General features: G+C 61.1%; 16 protein-coding genes. 5 read left to right on the top strand and 11 right to left on the bottom strand.

Translation table 11 applies throughout. The features are described 5' to 3' along the window. The first annotated feature begins 113 nt into the window (after nucleotides 1–113). Nucleotides 114–2,069 (top strand): acetoacetate--CoA ligase, encoded by a 1,956-nt coding sequence (locus ABVN21_RS07505; protein WP_339556655.1) that lies wholly within the window; start codon nucleotides 114–116, stop codon nucleotides 2,067–2,069. Between the two features lie 97 nt (nucleotides 2,070–2,166). Here the strand turns inward: ABVN21_RS07505 and ABVN21_RS07500 are convergent, their stop codons facing one another. Beyond that, nucleotides 2,167–3,276, bottom strand: a complete 1,110-nt coding sequence (locus tag ABVN21_RS07500; protein WP_339556654.1) for a PilT/PilU family type 4a pilus ATPase — start codon at nucleotides 3,274–3,276, stop codon at nucleotides 2,167–2,169. A 117-nt stretch (nucleotides 3,277–3,393) separates the two neighbouring features. On the opposite strand from ABVN21_RS07500, the gene ABVN21_RS07495 reads away from it, so the two are divergent. Continuing rightward, entirely contained in the window at nucleotides 3,394–5,931 is a 2,538-nt protein-coding gene (locus tag ABVN21_RS07495) for a PAS domain S-box protein (RefSeq protein WP_339556653.1), read from the top strand. A 54-nt stretch (nucleotides 5,932–5,985) separates the two neighbouring features. Then, nucleotides 5,986–6,261 carry a peptidylprolyl isomerase gene (locus ABVN21_RS07490; RefSeq protein WP_007933743.1) on the top strand — a complete coding sequence of 92 codons (276 nt, stop codon included), beginning with the start codon at nucleotides 5,986–5,988 and terminating at the stop codon, nucleotides 6,259–6,261. Between the two features lie 114 nt (nucleotides 6,262–6,375). Here ABVN21_RS07490 and ABVN21_RS07485 read toward each other — a convergent pair whose 3' ends face one another. The 6 genes from ABVN21_RS07485 to ABVN21_RS07460 form a co-directional block, all read right to left on the bottom strand. Beyond that, nucleotides 6,376–7,308: a sugar kinase gene (locus ABVN21_RS07485; RefSeq protein ID WP_339556652.1), complete on the bottom strand. Its 933-nt coding sequence runs from the start codon at nucleotides 7,306–7,308 to the stop codon at nucleotides 6,376–6,378. A 130-nt stretch (nucleotides 7,309–7,438) separates the two neighbouring features. Then, entirely contained in the window at nucleotides 7,439–8,656 is a 1,218-nt protein-coding gene (locus ABVN21_RS07480) for an amino acid deaminase (RefSeq protein ID WP_339556790.1), read from the bottom strand. Nucleotides 8,657–8,695: 39 nt separating this feature from the next. Further along, on the bottom strand, nucleotides 8,696–9,460 hold the full coding sequence (locus ABVN21_RS07475) for an IclR family transcriptional regulator (protein WP_339556805.1): 765 nt from the start codon (nucleotides 9,458–9,460) through the stop codon (nucleotides 8,696–8,698). Nucleotides 9,461–9,604: 144 nt separating this feature from the next. After that, nucleotides 9,605–9,994 carry a RidA family protein gene (locus ABVN21_RS07470; RefSeq protein WP_339556791.1) on the bottom strand — a complete coding sequence of 130 codons (390 nt, stop codon included), beginning with the start codon at nucleotides 9,992–9,994 and terminating at the stop codon, nucleotides 9,605–9,607. Between the two features lie 296 nt (nucleotides 9,995–10,290). Then, the gene (locus ABVN21_RS07465) at nucleotides 10,291–11,850 is read right to left on the bottom strand and encodes a TerC family protein (RefSeq protein ID WP_339556792.1); all 1,560 of its coding nucleotides are present in this window, start codon (nucleotides 11,848–11,850) and stop codon (nucleotides 10,291–10,293) included. 378 nt (nucleotides 11,851–12,228) lie between these two features. Continuing rightward, entirely contained in the window at nucleotides 12,229–13,095 is an 867-nt protein-coding gene (locus ABVN21_RS07460) for a LysR substrate-binding domain-containing protein (RefSeq protein WP_339556793.1), read from the bottom strand. 103 nt (nucleotides 13,096–13,198) lie between these two features. Between ABVN21_RS07460 and ABVN21_RS07455 the strand changes: the two genes are divergently transcribed. Next, complete coding sequence (locus ABVN21_RS07455; RefSeq protein WP_339556794.1) at nucleotides 13,199–14,743, top strand: MFS transporter; 1,545 nt, start codon at nucleotides 13,199–13,201, stop codon at nucleotides 14,741–14,743. On the opposite strand, the gene ABVN21_RS07450 is transcribed toward ABVN21_RS07455, so the two are convergent. Beyond that, on the bottom strand, nucleotides 14,729–15,133 hold the full coding sequence (locus tag ABVN21_RS07450) for a MerR family transcriptional regulator (protein WP_339556795.1): 405 nt from the start codon (nucleotides 15,131–15,133) through the stop codon (nucleotides 14,729–14,731). The two genes, ABVN21_RS07455 and ABVN21_RS07450, sit on opposite strands and share 15 nt — an antisense overlap. A 77-nt stretch (nucleotides 15,134–15,210) precedes the next feature. Here ABVN21_RS07450 and ABVN21_RS07445 point away from each other — a divergent pair, with 77 nt between their 5' ends. Continuing rightward, a complete protein-coding gene (locus ABVN21_RS07445; protein ID WP_339556796.1) occupies nucleotides 15,211–16,434 on the top strand; it encodes an NADH:flavin oxidoreductase/NADH oxidase family protein in 1,224 nt (407 codons plus the stop codon). Between the two features lie 147 nt (nucleotides 16,435–16,581). Here the strand turns inward: ABVN21_RS07445 and ABVN21_RS07440 are convergent, their stop codons facing one another. The 3 genes from ABVN21_RS07440 to cobN all read right to left on the bottom strand — a co-directional run bounded on the left by ABVN21_RS07440 (nucleotide 16,582) and on the right by cobN (nucleotide 22,153). After that, complete coding sequence (locus ABVN21_RS07440; RefSeq protein ID WP_339556797.1) at nucleotides 16,582–17,145, bottom strand: VWA domain-containing protein; 564 nt, start codon at nucleotides 17,143–17,145, stop codon at nucleotides 16,582–16,584. A 101-nt stretch (nucleotides 17,146–17,246) separates the two neighbouring features. Continuing rightward, nucleotides 17,247–18,245, bottom strand: coding sequence for an ATP-binding protein (locus ABVN21_RS07435; protein WP_339556798.1), 999 nt, complete (start codon nucleotides 18,243–18,245; stop codon nucleotides 17,247–17,249). Between the two features lie 80 nt (nucleotides 18,246–18,325). Continuing rightward, nucleotides 18,326–22,153, bottom strand: a complete 3,828-nt coding sequence (cobN, locus tag ABVN21_RS07430; RefSeq protein WP_339556799.1) for a cobaltochelatase subunit CobN — start codon at nucleotides 22,151–22,153, stop codon at nucleotides 18,326–18,328. Nucleotide 22,154: the final 1 nt, after the last annotated feature.

Below are 22,154 nucleotides of genomic sequence, written 5' to 3'. Positions count from 1 at the left end.
GGGTGGCGAAGCCGCCCCAAAATCAGTTGCGACTGCTGCGCAGCCGAGCGGGAGCAAGCGCCCTCGCCACAAAAAGCCTGTGCGTGTGCAATAAGAATAATAAGGGGACACCCATGTCAGAAGTTCTGTGGCAACCCACCGCCGAGCGAATCAGCAAAACCCGCATGGACGCCTTTCGGCGCTTCATCAATCAGCGGCACCACCTGGCCATCGACGGCTACCCCGCCCTGCACCAGTGGTCCATCGATCAGCGCCCGGACTTCTGGCAGGCCATCGTCGATTTCTTCGATATCCGTTTTCATCAGCAGCCCGACGCCGTTCTGGTCGAAGGCCCGCAGATGCCCAGCGCCGAATGGTTTCCCGGCGCGACCCTGAACTTCGCCGAACACCTGCTGAGCCGTCGCGACGACGCCGTGGCGGTGATTGCCGTGAGCGAAAACGGGCAGCGCGAACAGCTGACCTGGGCCGAACTGGCCGAGCATGTCGCCGGTTTTCAGAACGGTTTGATCGCCGCCGGTGTCGGCCTCGGTGATCGCGTGGCCGCCTGCATGCCCAACACCTGGCAAACCCTGGTGGCCATGTTGGCGACCACCAGCCTCGGGGCGATCTGGTCCTGTTCTTCGCCGGACTTCGGCACCCAAGGCGTGATCGACCGCTTCGGCCAGATCGAACCAAAAGTGCTGATTACCTGCGCTGGCTACCGATACGCCGGCAAAGAGATCGACCAGACCACCAAGGTCAACGAAATCCTCGAACGCCTACCGACGTTGCAACAACTGGTTGTGGTCCCATACGCACGGCCCACGGCACATATCGAAGACTTCCGCACCCAAGCCAACGTGACGCTCTGGGACGACTTTTATTTCCCCGGTGGCGAGCCGGATTTCGTTCCAGTGCCCTTCGCCCACCCGCTGTACATTCTCTATTCCAGCGGCACCACCGGCGTACCCAAATGCATCATCCACAGCACCGGCGGCACGCTGTTGCAACACGTCAAGGAACACGGCCTGCATTCGGACCTCGGCCCCGGCGAGCGCTTGTTCTACTACACCACGTGCGGCTGGATGATGTGGAACTGGCTGGTCTCGGCCCTGGCGGTGGGCAGCGCGGTGGTGCTGTACGACGGCTCGCCGTTTCAGCCCGATCCCGAACGCTTGATCGACCTGATCGACGACGAGCGCATCAGCGTGTTCGGCACCAGTCCCAAATACCTCGCCACGCTGGAAAGCAGCGGCGTGAAGCCCAAGCAAAGCCACGACGTCAGCAGCCTGAAAACCTTGCTTTGCACAGGTTCCGCGCTATCGCCGCAAAGCTACGATTACGTTTATCGCGACCTCAAGACTGATGTGTGCCTGGCCTCGATGTCCGGCGGCACCGATATCGTCTCGTGCTTCGTCAATGGCAATCCGATGTCCTCGGTGCGCCGTGGCGAAAACATGGGCAAGAGCCTGGGCATGGCCGTCGAAGTGTGGAACGACGAAGGGCAACCGGTGATTGGCGAAAAAGGCGAATTGGTGTGCACCCGGCACTTCCCGGCGATGCCCATTGGCCTGTGGAATGACCCTGACGGCGAAAAACTGCGTGCCTCGTATTTCAGCCAGTTTCCCGGTGTCTGGGCGCAAGGGGATTACGCCGAACAGTTGCGTCACGGCGGGATGATGATCCACGGTCGCTCTGATGCGGTGCTCAATCCCGGCGGTGTGCGCATCGGTACGGCGGAGATCTATCGCCAGGTAGAGAAAGTCCCGCAGGTGCTCGACAGCGTCGCCATCGGTCAGCAATGGCAGGACGACGTGCGGGTCGTGCTGTTCGTGCGGTTGCGCGCTGACGTTGAACTGGATGAAGCGCTGCAGCAGCAGATACGCCAGGTCATCCGCGCCAACACCACGCCGCGCCACGTGCCGGCGAAGATCGTCGCGGTCACCGACATTCCCCGGACCATCAGCGGCAAAGTAGTCGAACTGGCGGTGCGCAATGTGGTGCATGGGCAGAAGGTGAATAACACCGATGCGCTGGCCAATCCTGAAGCATTGGAGCAGTTCAGGGATCGCCCCGAACTCAAAGATTGACCTCTCCCCTGTAGGAGCTGGCTTGCCAGCGATCAATGCGACGCGGTTTATCAGACGCGCCGCCATCGCCGGCAAGCCGGCTCCTACAGGGGTTGCGTCAATCCAGCAGCCCCCATTCGCCGGATACTGCATTCGCACCGGGCAAAGCCTCGGCATGCAACTTCAACCGCAAGCGCAAATTGTTCACCGAATCCGCGTGTTTCAACGCCTGCGACTCATCAATCGCCCCTTCCAGCACCAGCGCATACAACGCGGCATCAAACGTCTGCATCCCCAACGCCGCCGACTTTTCCATCACCGCTTTCAGCTCGGAAAACTCGTTACGCCGAATCAAATCGCCAATGGTCGGCGTGCCCAGCATCACTTCAGCTGCCACACGTCGCTGGCCATCGAGGGTGCGTACCAAACGCTGTGAAACAAAAGCCTTGAGGTTGTTGCCCAGATCATTGAGAAGTTGACCCCGGCGTTCTTCGGGGAAGAAGTTGATGATGCGGTTTAGCGCCTGATTAGCATTGTGGGCGTGCAGTGTAGAGATCACCAGATGCCCGGAATCGGCGAACGCCAGTGCGTGCTCCATGGTTTCCCGGTCGCGGATCTCGCCGATCAGCACCACATCCGGCGCCTGGCGCAAGGTGTTTTTCAACGCCGCATGAAAACTACGGGTGTCGACGCCGACCTCGCGCTGATTGATGACCGATTTTTTGTGCCGGTGAACGTACTCGATGGGGTCTTCAATAGTGACGATATGCCCATGGCTGTGGCGGTTGCGATAGTCGATCAACGCCGCCAACGAGGTCGATTTGCCCGAATCAGTGGCGCCGACGAACAGCATCAAGCCTTGTTTGAGCATGACCGTTTCGAGCAACACCGAGGGCAACTTGAGGTCTTCGAAGCGTGGAATGTCGAGTTTGACATTGCGCACCACCATCGACACATCGTTGCGCTGTTTGAAAATATTGACCCGAAAGCGGCCGATGCCCGGCAGGGAGATCGCCAGGTTCATCTCCAGTTCCCGATCGAACTCCAGACGCTGTTCGGCGTCCATGATGGACGCGGCCATTGTCGCAATTTCCCCGGGCTTGAACGTCTGATCTGCAAGGGATTGAAGTACACCGTCGAATCGCGCACTGGGAGGGGCACCCGTGGACAGATAAAGGTCAGAGCCATCCTGGCTGGCCAGGCGTCTTAATAACGCATCGATTTCCATGGCAAAAAACACCTGCGAAGCATTCAATGAGAAAATGACCCAAAGCGGGTCATCCAGCGTCTACCGCTCAGCAAGCATAGTTGACACCGCCACACCGAATTCAGGCAGGACACCTTGATGAACGCATCACCGACCGGCAGCGATGCCCAGGCCTTGATTGCCAGACTCGACTGGGCGAACAGTCCGCTGGGCGCTGCCAGTCACTGGCCGCAGAGCCTGCGCACGGCCGTGGACATCGTGATTCATTCGCCGATGCCCATGTTGTTGCTGTGGGGGCCAGCGCTGACGCAGATCTACAACGACGGCTTTGCCCTGCTGGCCGGCAACAAGCATCCGCACGCTTTCGGACAGCCGACGCACCTGATTTGGCCTGATTTAAAAGACTTTACCGACCCGATTTACAGCGCCGTCCTACAAGGCCAGGTGCGGACCTACAGCGAACAGCGCTTTACCCTGCATCGGGATGGCGAGGATTCGGATTTCTGGCTCGACCTGACCTACAGCCCCATCCGCGATGAAAACGCCGAAGTCGCCGGGATTCTGGTCACCGCCATCGAAACCAACGAGCGCCGGCGCATCGCCCTCGAACTGGAACAGCGTTCGGCCGCCAGCCTCAAGGCCCAGCAGGAAACCGAAGAGCGTCTGCAACTGGCCCTCGCTGCCACCGACGCGGTCGGTACCTGGGATTGGGACATCAGTGAGGACCGCTTCATCGCCGATGCTCATTTCGCCCAATTGCACGGTGTAGAACCGACGCTCTCCGGTCAGTTGCCGATCAGCGAATACCTGCACGGCGTTCACCCCGAAGACCGCACCCTGATCGCCCGCAGCATCAAGCACTGCATCACCCACGGCACCGAATACGCCGAGGAATATCGCCTGCTGCAACCCGATGGCCAGGTGCGCTGGGTGTTTGCCCGTGGTCGTTGCTACAAGGATCACCATGGCCGGCCCATCCGTTTCCTCGGCGCCGCCCTCGACCTGACCGATCGCAAAAACACCGAGCAGGCCTTGCGTCAGAGCCAGACAGAGCTGCAACTGATCATCAACGCCATGCCGATCCTGATCAGCTACGTCGACCGCGAAGAACGCTTTCGCCTGAACAACGCCGCTTATCTGGACTGGTACGGCCTGACGCCCCAGGAACTCTTCGGTCGAACCATTCGCGAGGTGCTGGGCGACGAAGCTTACTGTCTGCGCGCCGGGTACATCGCCGAAGCGTTGTCCGGCAAAACCTGCTGCTTCAGCATCAGCACCCCGCATCGCGATGGCAGTGTCCGCCAGGCGCTGATGAACTACCTGCCACGCCATGGTGCAGACGGCTCGGTGAACGGTTTCTACATCTTTGTGATCGACGAAACCGAGCGTAAACAGACAGAAGAAGCGCTACGCAACCTCAACGAAACCCTTGAAGAACGGGTAAGCGCCCGCACCCGGCAGTTGGCCGAGGCCAATGAAAAATTGCTCAGCGAGATGTTCGAGCGCGAACGCGCCGAAGAAGCCTTGCGGCACGCACAAAAGATGGAAGCGGTCGGCCAGCTTACGGGCGGCATAGCCCATGACTTCAACAACATGCTCACCGGGATCATCGGCAGTCTCGACCTCATGCAACGCTACATTGCCGACGGCCGCACCGCCGAAATCGCCCGTTTCACCGAAGCGGCGGTGTCCTCGGCCAACCGGGCTGCCGCCCTCACTCATCGCTTGCTGGCGTTCTCCCGACGTCAATCGCTGGATCGCAAGCCGCTCAATGCCAACGACCTGATTCACTCTTTGGAGGACTTGCTTAGCCGGACCAAGGGCGACCATATCGAACTCAAGCTGCAACTGACCCCAGACGTCTGGCTGGTCAGCACCGACGTCAGTCAACTGGAAAACGCCCTGCTCAACCTGGTGATCAACGCCCGGGACGCCATGCCCGATGGCGGCGAACTGTGCATCGAGACCGCCAACGTTTATCTCGACGGCAGTGATATCACTACCCTTGAACCGGTCAAGGCCGGGGACTACTTGATGATCGCCGTCAGCGACAACGGCACCGGCATGACGCCCAAGGTATTGGCCAAAGCGTTTGATCCGTTTTTCACCACCAAACCCATCGGCCAGGGCACCGGGCTGGGGTTGTCGATGATCTACGGTTTTGCCCAGCAGTCCGGTGGCCACGTGACCCTCTTCAGCATGCCCGGTCAGGGCACCAGCGTGCGCTTGTACCTGCCGCGCCTGTATGGATTGGAGTTGGAAGATGTGCTGTCGCCAGTGATCAGCGAAGCGCCGTCGGCGATTGCCGGCGAAACCGTGGTGCTGGTGGAGGACGACCCAGCGGTGCGCATGCTGGTGTTCGACCTGCTCAAGGAGCTGGGTTATCACGCCTATGAAGCCGAAGATGCGAAAACCGCCCTGCCGTTGCTCGAGTCCGATTTGCGCGTGGACCTGCTGGTCACCGATGTCGGGCTGCCGGGCATAAATGGCCGACAACTGGCGGAGATTGCCCGTCAGCATCGCCCCGAGTTGAAAGTGTTGTTCATGACCGGTTACGCGGAAAAAGCCGCCGAACGCCAGGGCTTCCTCGAAGAAGGCATGGACATGGTGGCCAAACCGTTTTCCATTGATCTGTTGGCCAACAAGATTCGCACGATGATCGGCCAACCCGAGTGAGTTAAGGCATAATCGCGCGCCCCGCTGACACCACCGTTGCAAGGTAACGACTCCATGAAAGCTCAAGCCCGCCATATTCTGGTGAAAACCTCGGAAGAAGCCGAGCAGCTCAAACAACGCATCGCCAAGGGTGAAGCGTTTGATGTGCTGGCCAAGAAGTATTCCACCTGCCCGTCCGGCAAGCGTGGCGGTGACCTGGGCGAAGTGCGGCCGGGGCAGATGGTCGGCGCCATTGATGCAGTGATTTTCAAGAAACCGCTGCGGGTGGTGCACGGGCCGATCAAGAGCAAGTTTGGCTATCACCTGGTGCAGGTGTTTTACCGGGATTGATCGGTTGGCTTTCGGGCCCCATCGCTGGCAAGCCAGCTCCTACAGGTGCTGCATCGTCCTTGTAGGAGCTGGCTTGCCAGCGATACGGTGGCCTGGCCAACAGCCATCCGCCACTTACTTGGGAATCAACGCCCCAGACACCTGAATCACCCGACTCGCCAAGCGATGCCCCGCCTCCGCCGCTTCAACCGGGCTGCCGCCCTTCAGCCGACTGGCTATGTATGCAGCGCTGAACGAATCCCCGGCCGCCGTGGTGTCCACCACTCTTTCAACCTTCTGCGCTGGCACCTCAAACGACTCGCCGTCACAACGGATCAAACACGCCTCGGCGCCACGCTTGAGCACCACTTCAGGCGTACCGATCTGTTCGTAAGCGGCAAACACTGCCTCACAATCCGAGAAATGAAAGAGAGCCTGTTCGTCATCAACGGTCAGCAGCGCCAGATCGACGTAAGGCAGCACGCTGCGATAAGCGGCCCGTGCCTCTTCCACAGAAGCCCACAGCCGTGGCCGATAGTTGTTGTCGAAGACGATCCGCGCATCGCGCTGTCGGGCTTCGATCAGGGTTTCCAGCAGTTTTTCCCGCCCTTGCACGCCGAGCACCGCCAGGGTGATGCCGCTGAAATACAACACGTCGTAATCCGGCAACGCCGCCAGGATCGGCGCAGCAGCCGGGGTGTTGAAGCAATCGCGGACTGCCGCTTCGTTGCGCCAATAAAGGAAGCGACGTTCGCCGGCGGCGTCGGTCTGGATGCAATACAGGCCTGGCAAACGGCCGGGCAAACGCTGAACCATGCTTAAGCCGATGTTTTCCTCGGCCCAGCTCTGGCACATGGCATCGCTGAAACTGTCGTCGCCCAGGGCGGTGACGTAATCAACCGTGCCGGCGACGCCGAGTTCCCGGGACAGGTAGACCGCGGTGTTCAAGGTGTCGCCGCCGAAACTCTGTTGCAGGCTGCCGTCGGCGCGGTGTTGCAGCTCGATCATGCACTCGCCGATCAGGGCGATGCGCGGGGTGTGGGGGCCCAGGGTGTTGATGGTGTTCATGGATGCGGAGTCTCTGGAAGCACGATGGTGTCTGGGCGGACGCCATCGCCAGCAAGCCGGCTCCTACAAGGAAATCGCGTTCACCTGTAGGAGCCGGCTTGCTGGCGATGGCCGTGCCGCGGTCTCAACCTTAGAAACAGGTTTCCATGGTTTCGATGACGTTCAACTGCTCATCCACCAGACACCCCGTGCGCCACTTGTCGAACGTCAGGCACGGGTGCGACGTGCCGAACGAAATGATGTCACCCACGCGCAACTCGACCCCCGGCGCCACGGTCATGAACGCATGCTGATCCATTACCGCCGTCACCTTGCAGGCGCTCACGTCGTCGCCCTTGGCCGGCACCACGCCCGCCTTGTAACGCAGCAGCGGCACCGGAAGACCGGCGTCGTAGGCCACGTCGCGTTTACCCAGGGCGATCACCGCAAAGCCAGGCTCAGGCATCGACTGCACGTGCGCCCAGACTTCCAGCGCCGGACGCAAACCTTCGTGCAAGTCGCTGCGGCGGTCGAGCACGCAGCACTGCGCTTCCTTGTAGATGCCATGGTCGTGCGCCACATAGCTGCCGGGACGCAGCACACTGAGGAAACGACCGGCGGCATTTTGCGCTTCAAACTCTTCAGCAATCAGGTCATACCAGGCCGATCCCGAGGCCGTGATGATCGGCTTGGGGATCGCGAACGCGCCGCTGTCTTGCAACTGCACGGCCAGGCGCACCAAAGACCCGGCGAACGCGCGGATGCCGCTCACCGCATGATCGCCGTGGATCACGCCTTCATAGCCTTCGATTCCGGTCAGGGCCAGCGCCGGTTGCGCGGCGATAGCCTTGGCCAGGTCGAGCACTTCCTGTTCGCTGCGGCACCCGCAACGACCGCCGACTACGCCGTACTCGATCATCACGTTCAAACGCACGCCACGCGAGGCAAAGTAAGCGCCGAGGTCGGCAACGTTGTCCGGGTGATCGACCATGCAATGGAAATCGAACGTCGGGTCGGCCAGCAGATCGGCGATCAGCGCCATGTTCGGCGTACCGACCAGTTGGTTGGCCATCAACACCCGGCGCACGCCGTGGGCATACGCGGCTCGGGTTTGCGTGGCGCTGGCCAGGGTAATGCCCCAGGCACCGGCGTCGAGTTGGCGGCGAAACAGCGCCGGGGTCATGCTGGTCTTGCCGTGGGGCGCGAGTTCGGCGCCGCTATTGCTGACGAATTGCTGCATCCAGCGAATATTGTGCTCCAGCGCTTCGCGATGCAGCACCAGCGCGGGCAAGCTGACGTCACGGACAAGGCTGGCGCCAGTCTGGGCAAAGCCCTTGTCCACGGCAGCAGTGTTTTCGGCAGTAGTCATGGTCGAACTCCTCACATTCGCGGCCGCAAGCAGCCGCTGTTATTCGTTGATGCGGCGGGCCAGGCTGTTCGCGCTTTCGATCAGCACCCGGCGGTAGTCGTTGTAATTGTTCTTGGCATCGGCCCGGGGGGCGACGATGCACAGGGTCGCGATGGCCACTCCGTTCGGGTCTTTGACCGGGGCGGCGAAGCAATGGGTAAAGGTGTCGGCGACGCTATCGAAGGAGAAGAAACCATCGATACCGGCCTGTCGGATTTCCTCGAGGAACTGCTCCAGCGGCAGCCGTTCGCCGTTGGGCAGGATGAAGTCGTCGTGGTCGATCAGGTTGACGATGGCCTGGTCGCTCAGGTGCGCGAGCAGCAAGCGCCCGGAAGCAGTCCATGGAATCGGCGCGTTCTCGCCGATATCCGAGGAAATGCGGAAATGCCGCTCGCCTTCCTTCATCAGCGCCACGGTGTATTTGCGCCCATTGAGCAGACACATCTGTGCGGTTTCGTGGGTCTGACTGACGATCTCCTGCAAGGCGTGATCGGCCTCGCGGGTCAGGTCGAAATGACGCAAATGCGCCTGCCCGAGAAAGTACAGTTGGCGGCCGAGGTAAACGTGACCGTCCTTGCCCACGGGCTCCAGAATCCGCCGTTCCAGCAACGAGGCCACCAGTTCGTAGACTGTGGATTTCGGGCTGCCAATACCGCTGGCGATTTCGTTCGGACGCAGGGGCTGGCCAATCTCCTTGAGGAAATCGAGGATGTCGAACGCCCGGTCCAGACCGCGTGCCCGGCGCTTGATGGTGTCTTCGGTCATGTCAGTGGTTTCCATTCAAAGTCGCCGGGAGTTTAACCAGAGTGATGTGGTGATTGATGGGGCGCCATCGCTGGCAAGCCAACTCCTGCAGGTTTGCATCGCTTTTGTAGGAGCTGACTTGCCAGCGATGCAGTCACCGCGGACTCAAGCCTTTTTCTTGTAGGCGATGCAGTCGATCTCGATCTTGCAGTCGACCATCATGTTCGCCTGAACACAGGCGCGGGCCGGGGCATGTTCGGGTTTGAAGTACTCGGCGAAGACCTTGTTGAAACTGGTGAAATCCCGCGGATCCTCCAGCCACACGCCAGCACGCACTACGTCTTCCAAGCCATATCCGGCCTCTTCGAGAATGGCGATCAGGTTCTTCATGGTCTGGTGGGTCTGTTCGACGATACCGCCCGTAATGATCTCGCCATCCACCGCCGGCACCTGCCCGGAAACGTGCAGCCAGCCATCGGCTTCAACGGCGCGGGCGAAGGGACGCGGCGTGCCGCCTGCAGCGGCGCTGCCGGTGCCGTAACGAGTAATGCTCATGAGTGTTTCTCCTGACTGAACATTGAAGGGTCAAAAATGGGTGCGGTTGGAAATCTCCGCCAACCGCAGATAATTCATAATTGTTCCGCTATACCGGAACACAGTTTGTAATAGCGGAACAGGTGACAAAAAGTCTGCCACAGGTTGAGAGGGAAATCTTGGGAAATTGAAAATGCCCTGTGAATCAGATAGATGGCGAAACGATAGAAAAGACGCTGCGTAACGGGACGGTGGCGCGCGGGCTACCGTTGACGACGGGGCACGGCGATCTTGCGCTTTAAATGGGCAATCTCACATCACCCGCCCACGCGCGCCAAAAACACCCGCGTCACCCGCCGTTCTTCCACCTTCAGCACCGTCATCCGCCAGCCTTCCCACTCGTGACTGTCCCCAATCATCGGCAGCCGATCCAGCAAGCTCACCACCAATCCCGCCAGGGTCTGATAGTCGTCGGTGGGTTCTGCCGCAAACCCGATGCGTTGGCGCACCCGAGCCAGGTTCAACGCGCCGCTGACCACGAACCCGCCTTTCTCCTCGATCACGTCCGGGCCTTCGATTTCGCTGGCATCGGGCAACTCACCGGCAATCGATTCGAGGATGTCGGTCATGGTCAGCACGCCGACGAAGTCACCGAACTCATTGACCACAAACGCGATGTGCGTCGACGCCTTGCGCATCTGTTCCAGGGCATTGAGGATCGAATAGCTGTCCAGCAGGTTAATGGTTTGACGCGCCAGGTGCGCCAGATCAACTTCGTTGCCGGCCAGATACTCCTTCAACAATTCCTTTTTGTGCACGAAGCCCAGCGGCTCATCCACCGCGCCGTCGCGAATCAGTGGCAGACGCGAGTAGGACGAATGCATCAGCCTCGTACGAATGGTCTCGGCATCATCCGCGAGGTCGATGTGATCGACGTCGGCACGCACGGTCATTAATGTGCGGATCGGCCGCTCGGCCAGTTGCAGCACACCACTGATCATCACCCGCTCACGGCGGTCGAACAGTTCTTCACTCGGTGCTTCGCCGTCGTCCAGCAGGTCGGCAATTTCTTCGCCGACCTCTTCCACCGCCAACTTGCGCCCGCCCAACAGGCGCATCACGGCATGAGCGGTACGCTCGCGCATTGGTCGCAGGCCTTGCATCGAGCGCTTGCGTCGCGCCCGGGCGATCTGGTTGAACACCTCGATCAGGATCGAAAAGCCGATGGCCGCGTACAGGTAACCCTTGGGAATATGGAAGCCCAGGCCTTCGGCGGTCAGTGCAAAGCCGATCATCATCAAGAAGCCCAGACACAGCATGATCACGGTCGGGTGCGCGTTGACAAAGCGGGTCAGCGGTTTGCTGGCGACGATCATCAGGCCAATGGAAATGATCACCGCAATCATCATCACCGACAGTTCATCAACCATCCCCACGGCGGTAATCACCGCATCGAGGGAGAACACCGCATCCAGCACCACGATCTGCGCCACGATTGGCCAGAACATCGCATAAGTGGTGTTAGATGAACGTTGACCAACATGGCCTTCGAGCCGTTCGTGCAATTCCATGGTGGCCTTGAATAACAGGAACACACCACCGAACAGCATGATCAGGTCACGTCCGGAAAAACTCTTGTCGAACACCTCGAACAACGGCTGAGTCAGGGTCACCAACCAGGAAATACTCGCCAGCAGGCCCAAGCGCATCAGCAACGCCAGGGACAACCCAATGATTCGCGCGCGGTCACGCTGCTCGGGCGGCAACTTGTCCGCGAGGATCGCAATGAACACCAGGTTGTCGATGCCCAGCACCAGCTCCAGCACAATCAGCGTCAACAAGCCCAGCCAGGCGGTGGGGTCGGCTAACCATTCCATAAAAACGTCTCGATCTCTTCAGTGGATTCAGAATGCCGGGCACGGCAAGGCGCGGCGTGGAGGCCGTGGATGTGCAAGGATTTGGGCGTTCGGGCGTCGGAAGACCGGGTGTTTCGGGTACGTCAAGACTGCGCGATGGCGCGAAGGGAAAGGATAACCGGGAGGCTCCGTGAGGGTGTTCATGCAAGTCCTGAAAGGAAAAAGGACTTGGATCGTACAGGCGATAGCGATAATTCCTACAGCCGGAAATCATTTCAAAATCTGTATCCATCCCCGGATTCTCAGTGTTCTGAAGGTCGTCATCGCGAGCAGGCTCGCTCCCACAGGCTTTGTGAGCGACAAATATCAACTGTGGGAGCGAGCCTGCTCGCGATGCGTTTAACCCTTCTTCACAAGTTCGATATATCGCACTACCGCTGGTGATTTCTCGAACCGCCGATGAACCAGCGCCAACCACGACGACGCATTGCAATCCTTGACCGGGCGATAAACCACGTTCGGCAAACTGACATGACCAACCACGGATTCCGGCACCACCGCCACCCCTTGCCCCAGGGAAACCAAAGCAATCACCGCCACCAACCCACCCGGTTGCGCCCCGAGTTTCGGCACAAAATTGCCCTGCGCGGCTATTTGCAAAGTGCCCACGACTTGTTCGGGAAGGATGAAATTTTCATTCTGCAAATGCGCTGAATGGATCACCGGCAGGCGGTTCAGCCACGAATCCACCGGCAGCGCCAAAACAAAACCCTCGTCGTTCAGGCGCACGCTCTCTACGCCCTCGGGTAACGCCAGGGGGCAGCGGATGTAACCCAAATCGAAGCGCCCTTCGAGGATCATGTTCGGCAGGCTGGCCATGGGGCTTTCCCGCACATTGAGGCTGACATCAGGGTATTGCGCGGCAAAACCCTGCACCTGCTTCTGCAGCAGTCCCGAGTAAACCGCCGAGGCAACGTAGCCGAGTTCAATATGACCGATGTCACCACGACCGGCGCGTTGGGCATTGCGCTGCGCCGACTCGAACTGCCGCACCGTGGCCTCGGCTTCGATCAACAGTGCCGCGCCGGCCTCGGTCAGGCTGACGTCCCGCGTCTGGCGCACAAATAGGCGTGTACCCAACTCCGCTTCCATGTCCTGGATCTGCCGGGTCAAGGTCGGTGGTGCGATGCCCAATTGCTCGGCGGCGCGCGTGAAGTTGCGGTGCCGTGCGACAGCCAGGAAATAACGAAAGTGGCGAATATCCATCGGTGCATTAGCTCAAAGGTAATGAAGTGACGATGTGCGTCTAACAAAGGAACTGTCAGCCAGCGATAAGCTGCACGAAACCTCACAGTAGAGAACCCTTGCCATGTCCGTCAAACCCAAGGTAAGTCCGCGCCTGACCTTGCTCACCGCCTCTGCCGTGTGCTCCCTGATTGTGCTCGACACCAACATCGTCGCCGTTACCTTACCCAGCATCGCTCGCGACCTCGGGGCGAATTTTGCTGACATCGAATGGGTAGTCAGCGCCTACATGCTGGCCTTCGCCGCGTTGCTGCTGCCCGCTGGCAGCCTGGCCGACCGTTTTGGCCGGCAGAAAACCCTGATGTGGGGCCTGGGCATTTTCATCCTCGCTTCCATCGGTTGCGGGGCTGCGCCGAACGCCTTGTTCCTCGACATCGCCCGGTCCATCAAGGGCGTTGGCGCGGCGTTGCTGCTGACTTCGGCGCTGGCTTCCATTGGGCATACCTTCCACGATGAAGTGGAGCGCGCCAAAGCCTGGGCGTTCTGGGGCGGCTGCATGGGCGTCGCGATGACCGCTGCGCCGACCTTGGGCGGTCTGATTACCGAATACATCGGCTGGCGCTGGATTTTCTACCTCAACCTCCCCGTTGGACTGTTCCTGATGTTCATGGTCTGGCGCGCGGTACCGGAATCCCGTGATGCCCAGGCGGCGCGTCTCGACCCGTGGGGCAGCCTCGCTTTCAGCGCCAGTTTGTTGTGCCTGATTTGGGGCTTGATCGAAGCCAACCGCATCGGCTGGAACAATCCTGTGACCTACGCCCGCCTGATCGGTGGCGCCATGCTGCTGGGGTTGTTTGTGGTGATCGAGCGCCTGCAACAGCGGCCGATGATCGACCTGCAATTGTTCAAACATCCACGTTTCATCGGCGCCCTGCTCGGCATGTTTTCCTACGCCGCGTGCGCCCAGGTGATGATGACCATGCTGCCGTTCTACTTGCAGAACGGTTTGGGCTTTACCGCCATTTCTGCGGGGTTGGGCATGCTGCCGTTTGCCGTGACCATGCTGATTTTCCCGCGCATCGGCGCTCGGCTTGCGGGGCGCGTGAGACCGGGCAACATGATGGCCATCGGGTTGACCCTGGTTGGCAGCGGTAATCTGCTCAGCGCCTGGGCAGTCAACAGCGGTGGTTACCTGCCATTTGCCCTGGCCATTGCAGTCACCGGTGCCGGTGCCGGGTTGCTCAATGGCGATACCCAAAAGAACATCATGGCCTGCGTGCCTCGTGCACGTACCGGCATGGCGTCGGGCATGAGCACGACCATGCGCTTCAGTGCGGTGATGCTGGCCATCGGCGTGTACGGTGCCCTGCTCGCCAGCCACACCGAACAACAGTTGCATAACGGTCTTTCGAGCCACGGCGTTGCATTGCTTGAGCAAACACAGGGCATCGCCTCACGGGTGGTGGCCGGTGACATGAATGCGGCACTCGACCTGGTGCCTGAGGCGGCTCGCACGATGGTCGAACCGCTGGCCCGGCAAGCGTTCGTCGCGGGTTTCAGCCTGTTGCTGTGGGTCGCTGGACTGGCCGGATTGTTGGGGGCGCTGGTAGTGGGCACGCTGATGCGCAATCCAATTCCGGCTCAACCGCCAGCCCTAGTGCTTGAATGACGCCAACACGCGCTCGGCGTTCGCATCGCAAGCCATGCCTTCAGGCCTTGCCGCGATGTTTTCGATCAAGCCGAGCAACTGCGCTTTGCTTTGAGCCAAATGCAGTTGCATGGCTTCGATCTGATCAACCTTGTGTTCGAGACTTGCAATCAACTCGTCGTGCTTGAACGCGCCTGTGACCGTGTCCGGCAACAACCGCTTCAGCTCTTCCAGGCTAAAGCCGGCCTGCTGGGCGCACTGGATGATTTGCAGGGTTTGCAGCACCTGCTGCGGATAACGCCGGTAACCGTTGGGCAAGCGCTCGACCTGCGGCAGCAAGCCCTGAGCCTCGTAGAAGCGAATTCGCGACGCCGACAACCCGCTCAACTGCACCAATTTTCCTATCTGCATCGCCGCCTCGTTTGTCTGCTTGACATTAAAGTTAACTTTAAGCTTAGCCTCTGCTCTTCGCAGATGAGGAGTCAAGCATGTCGCCCTTCCAAGCCTTGAATTTACCCAACGGTCAGACCATCGGTAATCGTATTGCCAAAGCCGCGCTGGAAGAGAACCTCGCCGACGGTAACCAGGCGCCGGGCCAAGCATTGTTTCGCCTGTATCAGGCCTGGGCTGAAGGCGAAACCGGTCTGCTGTTGACCGGCAACGTGATGATCGACCGCCGGGCCATGACCGGTCCTGGTGGCGTCGCGCTGGAGGATGATCGCGATCTGCAGCGCTTTCGCCAATGGGCCGCCATTGGCCGCGCCGGTGGCGCGCAGTTCTGGATGCAGATCAATCATCCCGGCCGGCAGACCATGGCCAACCTCGGCCAGCAAGCCTTGGCACCCTCTGCCGTGGCGATGGACCTGGGGGCGTTTTCAAAAATGTTCGCCGAACCCAAACCCATGACTGAGGCCAATATCGAAGACGTGATCCAACGCTTCGCCACCACTGCCACGCTGGCAGAGAAAGCCGGATTCACCGGCGTGCAAATCCATGCTGCGCACGGCTACCTGATCAGCCAGTTCCTCTCGCCGTTGACCAATCGCCGGACCGACCGCTGGGGCGGCTCGCTCGAAAATCGCGCCCGTTTGCTGCTGGCGGTGGTCAGCGCCGTACGCAACGCCGTGTCGCCGCAGTTCTGCGTTTCGGTGAAGCTCAACTCGGCAGACTTCCAGCGCGGTGGATTCGACGCCGACGATGCTCGCCAGGTGATCGAGTGGCTTAACGATCACCCCATCGACCTGCTGGAACTCTCCGGCGGCAGCTACGAAGCGCCGGCGATGCAAGGCGAGGCCCGCGACGGCCGGACCCTGGCGCGCGAGGCGTATTTTCTGGAACTGGCCGGTGAACTGGCCGGCGTGGCACGCATGCCGGTGATGGTGACGGGCGGGATTCGGCGGCTGGCAGTGGTCGAGCAAGTGCTCGACAGCGGCATCGCCATGGCCGGCATCGGCACGGCGCTCGCCATTGAGCCGCAGTTGGTCAATCGATGGCGCAAAGGCCAGAACAGTCAGCCGCAGCTGCCGCCGATACGCTGGAAGCGTAAAACGCTGGCGTCGCTGGCGAGCATGGCGGTGGTGCGGTTCCAGATGCATCGTTTGAGTCGTGGACGCAAGACATGGCCGCAAGTCTCGGCGATTTGGGCGTTGATTGTAGATCGCGTGTACGTCGCCAAGCGCACCCGGCAGTATCGGGCGGCGATGGGTAAGTAACGCAAAATCGATGGCGACCGTTATGCCGTCATCGCGAGCAGGCTCGCTCCCACAGGGCTTGTCCGGTGTTGATGAAATCTTCGTTTCACACGGATCACTCTGGGAGTGAGCCTGCTCGCGATGAGGTCCGCTCAGACAACGACTCACTCACGCCGGTAGCAGCTCGTCGATATGCTGATATTGCGACTGCAACTGCAACGCCAACACCTTGCTGCGCCCGAGGCGAATCGGCCCGCGTTCGATGTCGATCACGAGTCCCGGACAATCGAGCGCGGGCAACGTCGGCCAGTCTTTCAAGCGGCCATCGGTCACCACCAACATCCGTTGCTGCTCCGCCGGAAAACGCTTTTGCCGCACGGCAAGCCAGCGCCCCGCTTCACTCAACGCCGCCAACAACGGTGTGCCACCACCCGCGCCGAGCCCGTCGAGCCAATGGCGCAAACCGCTCGACGCCTGCAACCCTTGCACCTGCCACTTCGGCACGGCACCGCTGGCAGTCAGCAATGCCAGGCGCGCACGCTGTCGATAGGCGTCATCGAATAACTGCGCCAGCAAGCCTTTGGCGTCGCTCAAAGCCTGATGGCGACGGGTTGAAGCCGAGGCATCGACGATCACCAGCCACAGTTCATGGGCCGAGCGCGTACGCAGGTGGTACAGCAGGTCGTCGCGTTGACGTGGCCGGCCATTGAGTAACGTACCCGACCAATTCACCGAGCCGCTGCGCGCAGCGTGACGTGTGCCCTGTTTGCCGTGTTCCAGCCGTCCGGCGCGGGGTCTGGCATTCGCCCCCGCGTCAGATCGAGGGCGAATGCCTAGGGCTTTTTTGGCCAGCTCGGCACTTCGCGTCGTGCTCCGACCGGCAGCGCTTGGGCGGGCATATCGCCCCATTGGCCCTGGCCTTCGCTCGGGTTTGGATTTTGGCTGGACTGGGACGGCTGTTGTTGAGGTGCCGGCGCCGTGTGTTCGCGACGACGATGACGCAAGGCGAACTCGGCGACCGCATCAATATCTTCGTCGCTAATGGATGTGGCGCCGCGCCAGGCGGCATGGGCTCGCGCCGCGCGCAGCCAGACCAGGTCGGCGCGCAAGCCATCGACACCGGCGGCAAAGCAGCGCTCGGCAATCTGCGCCAGCGCTTCATCGTCGAGGGGAATACTCGCCAAAAGGCTGCGCGCATTCTGGCAGCGCTCACGCAACGACTGCTGCTGGCTCTCCCACTCGGTGCAGAATCGTTGCGGGTCACTGTCGAAATCCAGACGCCGACGGATGATTTGCCCGCGCTCGGCCGGGGCCGTGTGACCACCAAGGGCGACGTTCAGACCAAAGCGATCGAGCAGTTGCGGACGCAACTCACCCTCTTCCGGATTCATGGTGCCGATCAATACGAACTTCGCCGAATGCCGATGGGAAATGCCGTCGCGCTCCACCAGATTGATGCCGCTGGCCGCCACGTCGAGCAGCAGATCGACGAGGTGATCCGGCAGCAAATTCACTTCATCGACGTAGAGCACACCGCCGTCCGCCTTGGCCAACACACCGGGGGAAAATTGCGCGCGACCTTCGCTGAGGGCGGCGTCGAGGTCGAGTGTGCCGACCAGACGCTCTTCGGTAGCGCCCAAGGGCAAGGTGACGAACTGACCGCTCGCCAGCAGGTCCGCCAGGCCACGGGCCAGGGTCGACTTGGCCATGCCGCGCGGGCCTTCGATCAGCACGCCGCCGATCTTCGGGTCGATGGCGGTGAGGTACAAGGCGAGTTTCAAATCGTCGGCGCCGACCACGGCGGAAAGCGGGAAATGGGGGATGTCGGTCATCTTCAATACTCAATCATGGTCGGGGTAAATACACGTTCCCCTGTGGGAGCGAGCCTGCTCGCTCCCACAGGGGTGTTGCATCAGCTGTCTTCTTCTATATCCAGCAACAGATTTTCCAGTGCTTCGCGGTACTCGCCCGGGTCCTTCCACATCCCTCGCTGCTGCGCTTCGAGCATGCGTTCTGTCATGTCGCGCAGGGCGTGGGGATTGTGCTCGCGCACGAAGTCTCGGGTGTTCGGATCAAGCAAATAAGCGTCCGCCAACAACGCGTACTGGTGATCGTCGATCAACTGCGTGGTGGCGTCGAACGCGAACAGGTTGTCGACCGTCGCCGCCATCTCGAACGCGCCTTTGTAGCCGTGACGCTTGACCCCGTCGATCCACTTTGGATTAGCTGCCCGTGAGCGAATGACCCGGTTCAACTCTTCCTTCAACGTGCGGATCTTCGGCAAGTCTGGCTGACTGTGATCGCCGTGATAACTGGCCGCTGCTGCACCGCTGAGGCTTTCCACCGCCGCGAGCATACCGCCCTGGAACTGGTAATAGTCGTTGGAATCGAGCAGATCATGTTCGCGGTTATCCTGGTTCTGCAGCACCGCTTGTACCTGGCTCAGGCGTTGAGAAAACTGCTCGCGGGCCGCGGTGCCTTCGTCGGCACCACCGTAGGCGTAACCACCCCAGTTCAAATAAACCTCGGCCAGATCCTCGCGACTCTGCCACAGCCGACCATCAATGGTGCCCTGCACGCCCGCACCATACGCACCGGGCTTGGCACCGAAGATGCGCCAACCAGCCTGACGCCGCGCTGTCTCTTCATCGAGCCCCGATTGCAGCAACGCTTCGCGCTCGGCGCGGACCTTGGCTGCCAGCGGGTTGAAATCGTCCGGTTCGTCCAGCGCGGCGACCGCTTGCACGGCGGCGTCGAACAGGCGAATCAGGTTGGCAAAGGCATCGCGGAAGAAACCCGACACACGCAAGGTCACGTCCACTCGCGGACGGTCGAGCAGACTCAGCGGCAGAATTTCAAAATCGTCGACCCGTTGACTGCCCGTCGCCCACACCGGACGCACGCCCATCAGCGCCATGGCCTGGGCAATGTCGTCACCGCCCGTACGCATGGTCGCCGTGCCCCACACCGACAAACCCAGCTGGCGCAGATGGTCGCCATGGTCTTGCAGATGACGCTCGAGAATCAGGTTGGCCGACTGGAAACCGATGCGCCATGCGGTGGTGGTTGGCAGGTTGCGCACGTCCACCGAATAGAAGTTGCGCCCGGTGGGCAGTACGTCCAGGCGACCGCGACTGGGGGCTCCGCTGGGGCCGGCCGGGACGAAACGGCCGCGTAGCGCGTCGAGCAGACCGCGCATTTCTGCGGGGCCGCAGGCGTCCAGTCGCGGCGCGACCACTTCGCGCAAGTTGTCGAGGATGGCGCTCACTTCAGACCAACTCGCCTCCTGTGGGAGCGAGCCTGCTCGCGAAAGCGCTGTGTCAGTTGAGATTGATGTAGCTGACACTCCATCGCGAGCAGGCTCGCTCCCACAGAAGATCAGTTGTGTGGCAAACAGCTCCAGGCGTTCGCGGGTGTCGCCGGTGGTACGCCACGGCTCATCGCTGATCGACAGCAAAGCGTCCGGGCGCGGCCCTGTCCACGGCTCGGCCAGTGCACAATCCAGCGGATCGAAGCCCAGCACGAACGCCTTGGCCAGCGCCCGCAGCAGACTCGATTGCGCCCCCCGGCCATCGCCGCGAGGTATGCGCAACAGCGCGAGCAAGGTGTCGGTGCGCAATCGCCCCACCGGTGACTCGCCAAACACGTGCAGACCATCGCGGATCTGCGACTCTTTCAAGTCGCACAGGTACGTGTCCAGGCGCGGCAGCCAGATCGCCGCATCGGCATCGCTGTCGAGTTTTTCGTCCATTTGCAGCTCGCGGTCGATGTGCGTGTCGCGCACCAGTTGCAGGATGTCGCGCTGCAATTCCCGAGCGCGTCGAGGATCGAGCAATTGCGCTTCGTAATATTCGTCGGCCAGCAACTCAAGGTTGCGCAGCGGGCCGTAGGTTTCGGCGCGGGTCAGCGGCGGCATCAGGTGGTCGATGATCACCGCTTGGGTACGGCGTTTGGCCTGGGCGCCCTCGCCCGGGTCGTTGACGATAAATGGATAGATGTTCGGCAGCGGCCCGAGCAGTGCGTCCGGCCAGCAATTTTCGGAGAGCCCGACACCTTTGCCCGGCAGCCACTCGAGATTGCCGTGCTTGCCGACGTGGATCACGCCGTGGGCGCCGTAGGTGTTGCGTAACCAAAAATAGAACGCCAGATAGCCGTGGGGCGGGACCAGGTCCGGATCGTGATACACCGCGCTCGGATCCACCTGATAGCCCCGCGCCGGTTGAATGCCGACGAAGGTCAGGCCCAAGCGCAACCCGGCGATCATCATCCGCCCGCCTCGGCACATCGGATCGCTGTCGGGCGTGCCCCAGCGCTCCGACACCGCTTGGCGGTTGGCTTCGGGCAAGGCGTTGAACATCAGCAGATAGTCGTCCATCGCCAGGCTTTGCTGGCATGGACGCTGGTCGATTGTGTCGAGGTCGTTGCTGACGCCACCGAGCAACTGCTGGATCAACGCCGTGCCGCTTTCCGGCAAATCGCCCGGCAGCGGATACCCTTCGATATGCAACGCACGCAGAATATTCAGCGCCGCCGCCGGGGTGTCGAGGCCCACGCCGTTGCCGATGCGACCATCGCGGGTCGGGTAGTTGGCGAGGATCAGCGCAACGCGCTTTTCAGCATTCGGCAGCCGCGCCAGATCAATCCAGCGCCGCGCCAGTTCGGCGACGAAATCCATGCGTTCCGGTTGCGGCCGGTAGCACACCACGTCTGACTGACTGCGCTCGCTGCGCCAGGCCAGATCCTTGAAGCTGATCGGGCGGCTGATGATCCTTCCGTCCAGCTCCGGCAGTGCAATATGCATCGCCAGATCACGAGGGCCGAGGCCCTGTTCGCTGGCGCGCCAACCGGGTTCGTTGTCCTGGGCGCAAATCGCCTGGATCACAGGGATATTGCGCCGAAACGGTCGCAGATGCGGCGCTTCGGGGCTGGATTGGGCGAAACCCGTGGTATTCAAAATCACCGAAGCTGATGTTTCATCCAGCCAATCCTCGACCATCGACAGGCAGCCGGGTTCTTTCAAACTGGCGAGGGCAATGGGCAACGGGTTGAGCCCCGCCGCCAACAAACGCTGGCAGAAAACATCGATAAAAGCCGTGTTCGCCGCCTGCAAATGCGAGCGGTAAAACAGCACCGCCGCCACCGGTTGGTCAACCTGCCAGTCGGCTTGCCAATCTTGCAGTGTCGCCGGGCTTCTTTGCGGATGGTAAATCGCCGTGCGCGGCAGGGTTTGCGGCTCGGCCCAGGGGTAGTCGCGATCCAGCCAGCGATTGGCCAGGCAACGGAAAAAGTCGAGGGCGTTGCCCATGCCGCCCTGTCGCAGGAATTGCCAAAGCCGATCGCGTTCTTCGGCGGGAACAGTGCTGAGGTCGCTGAGTTCCGGATCCGGACGATCATCGCCCGGCACCAGAATCAGTTGCACTCCGCGCTGTGACAATTCCACCAACCGCTCGACGCCGTAACGCCAATAGGCGATGCCGCCGTGCAGCGAAATCAAGATGACCTTCGCGTGGCGCAGCACTTCGTCGATGTACAGATCGACCGACGCATGGTTCTGCACCTGCATCGGGTTGGCCAGGCGCACGCTCGGGTAATCGTCGGGCAATTGCTGCGCCGCTTCGGCGAGCAGCGCCAGGCTGGAATCGCCGCTGCACAGGATCACCAGCTCGGCGGGGGTTTGTCCAAGGTCGGCAATGTTGTCATCCGACACGAAACCGCCGGGCTGGGTCCTGAGCAGGTGCATG

The organism is Pseudomonas sp. MYb327, assembly GCF_040438925.1.
GTDB lineage: Bacteria > Pseudomonadota > Gammaproteobacteria > Pseudomonadales > Pseudomonadaceae > Aquipseudomonas.
The sequence above is the reverse complement of the archived record's forward strand: the minus strand, read 5'-3'. Positions and strand labels throughout refer to the sequence as shown.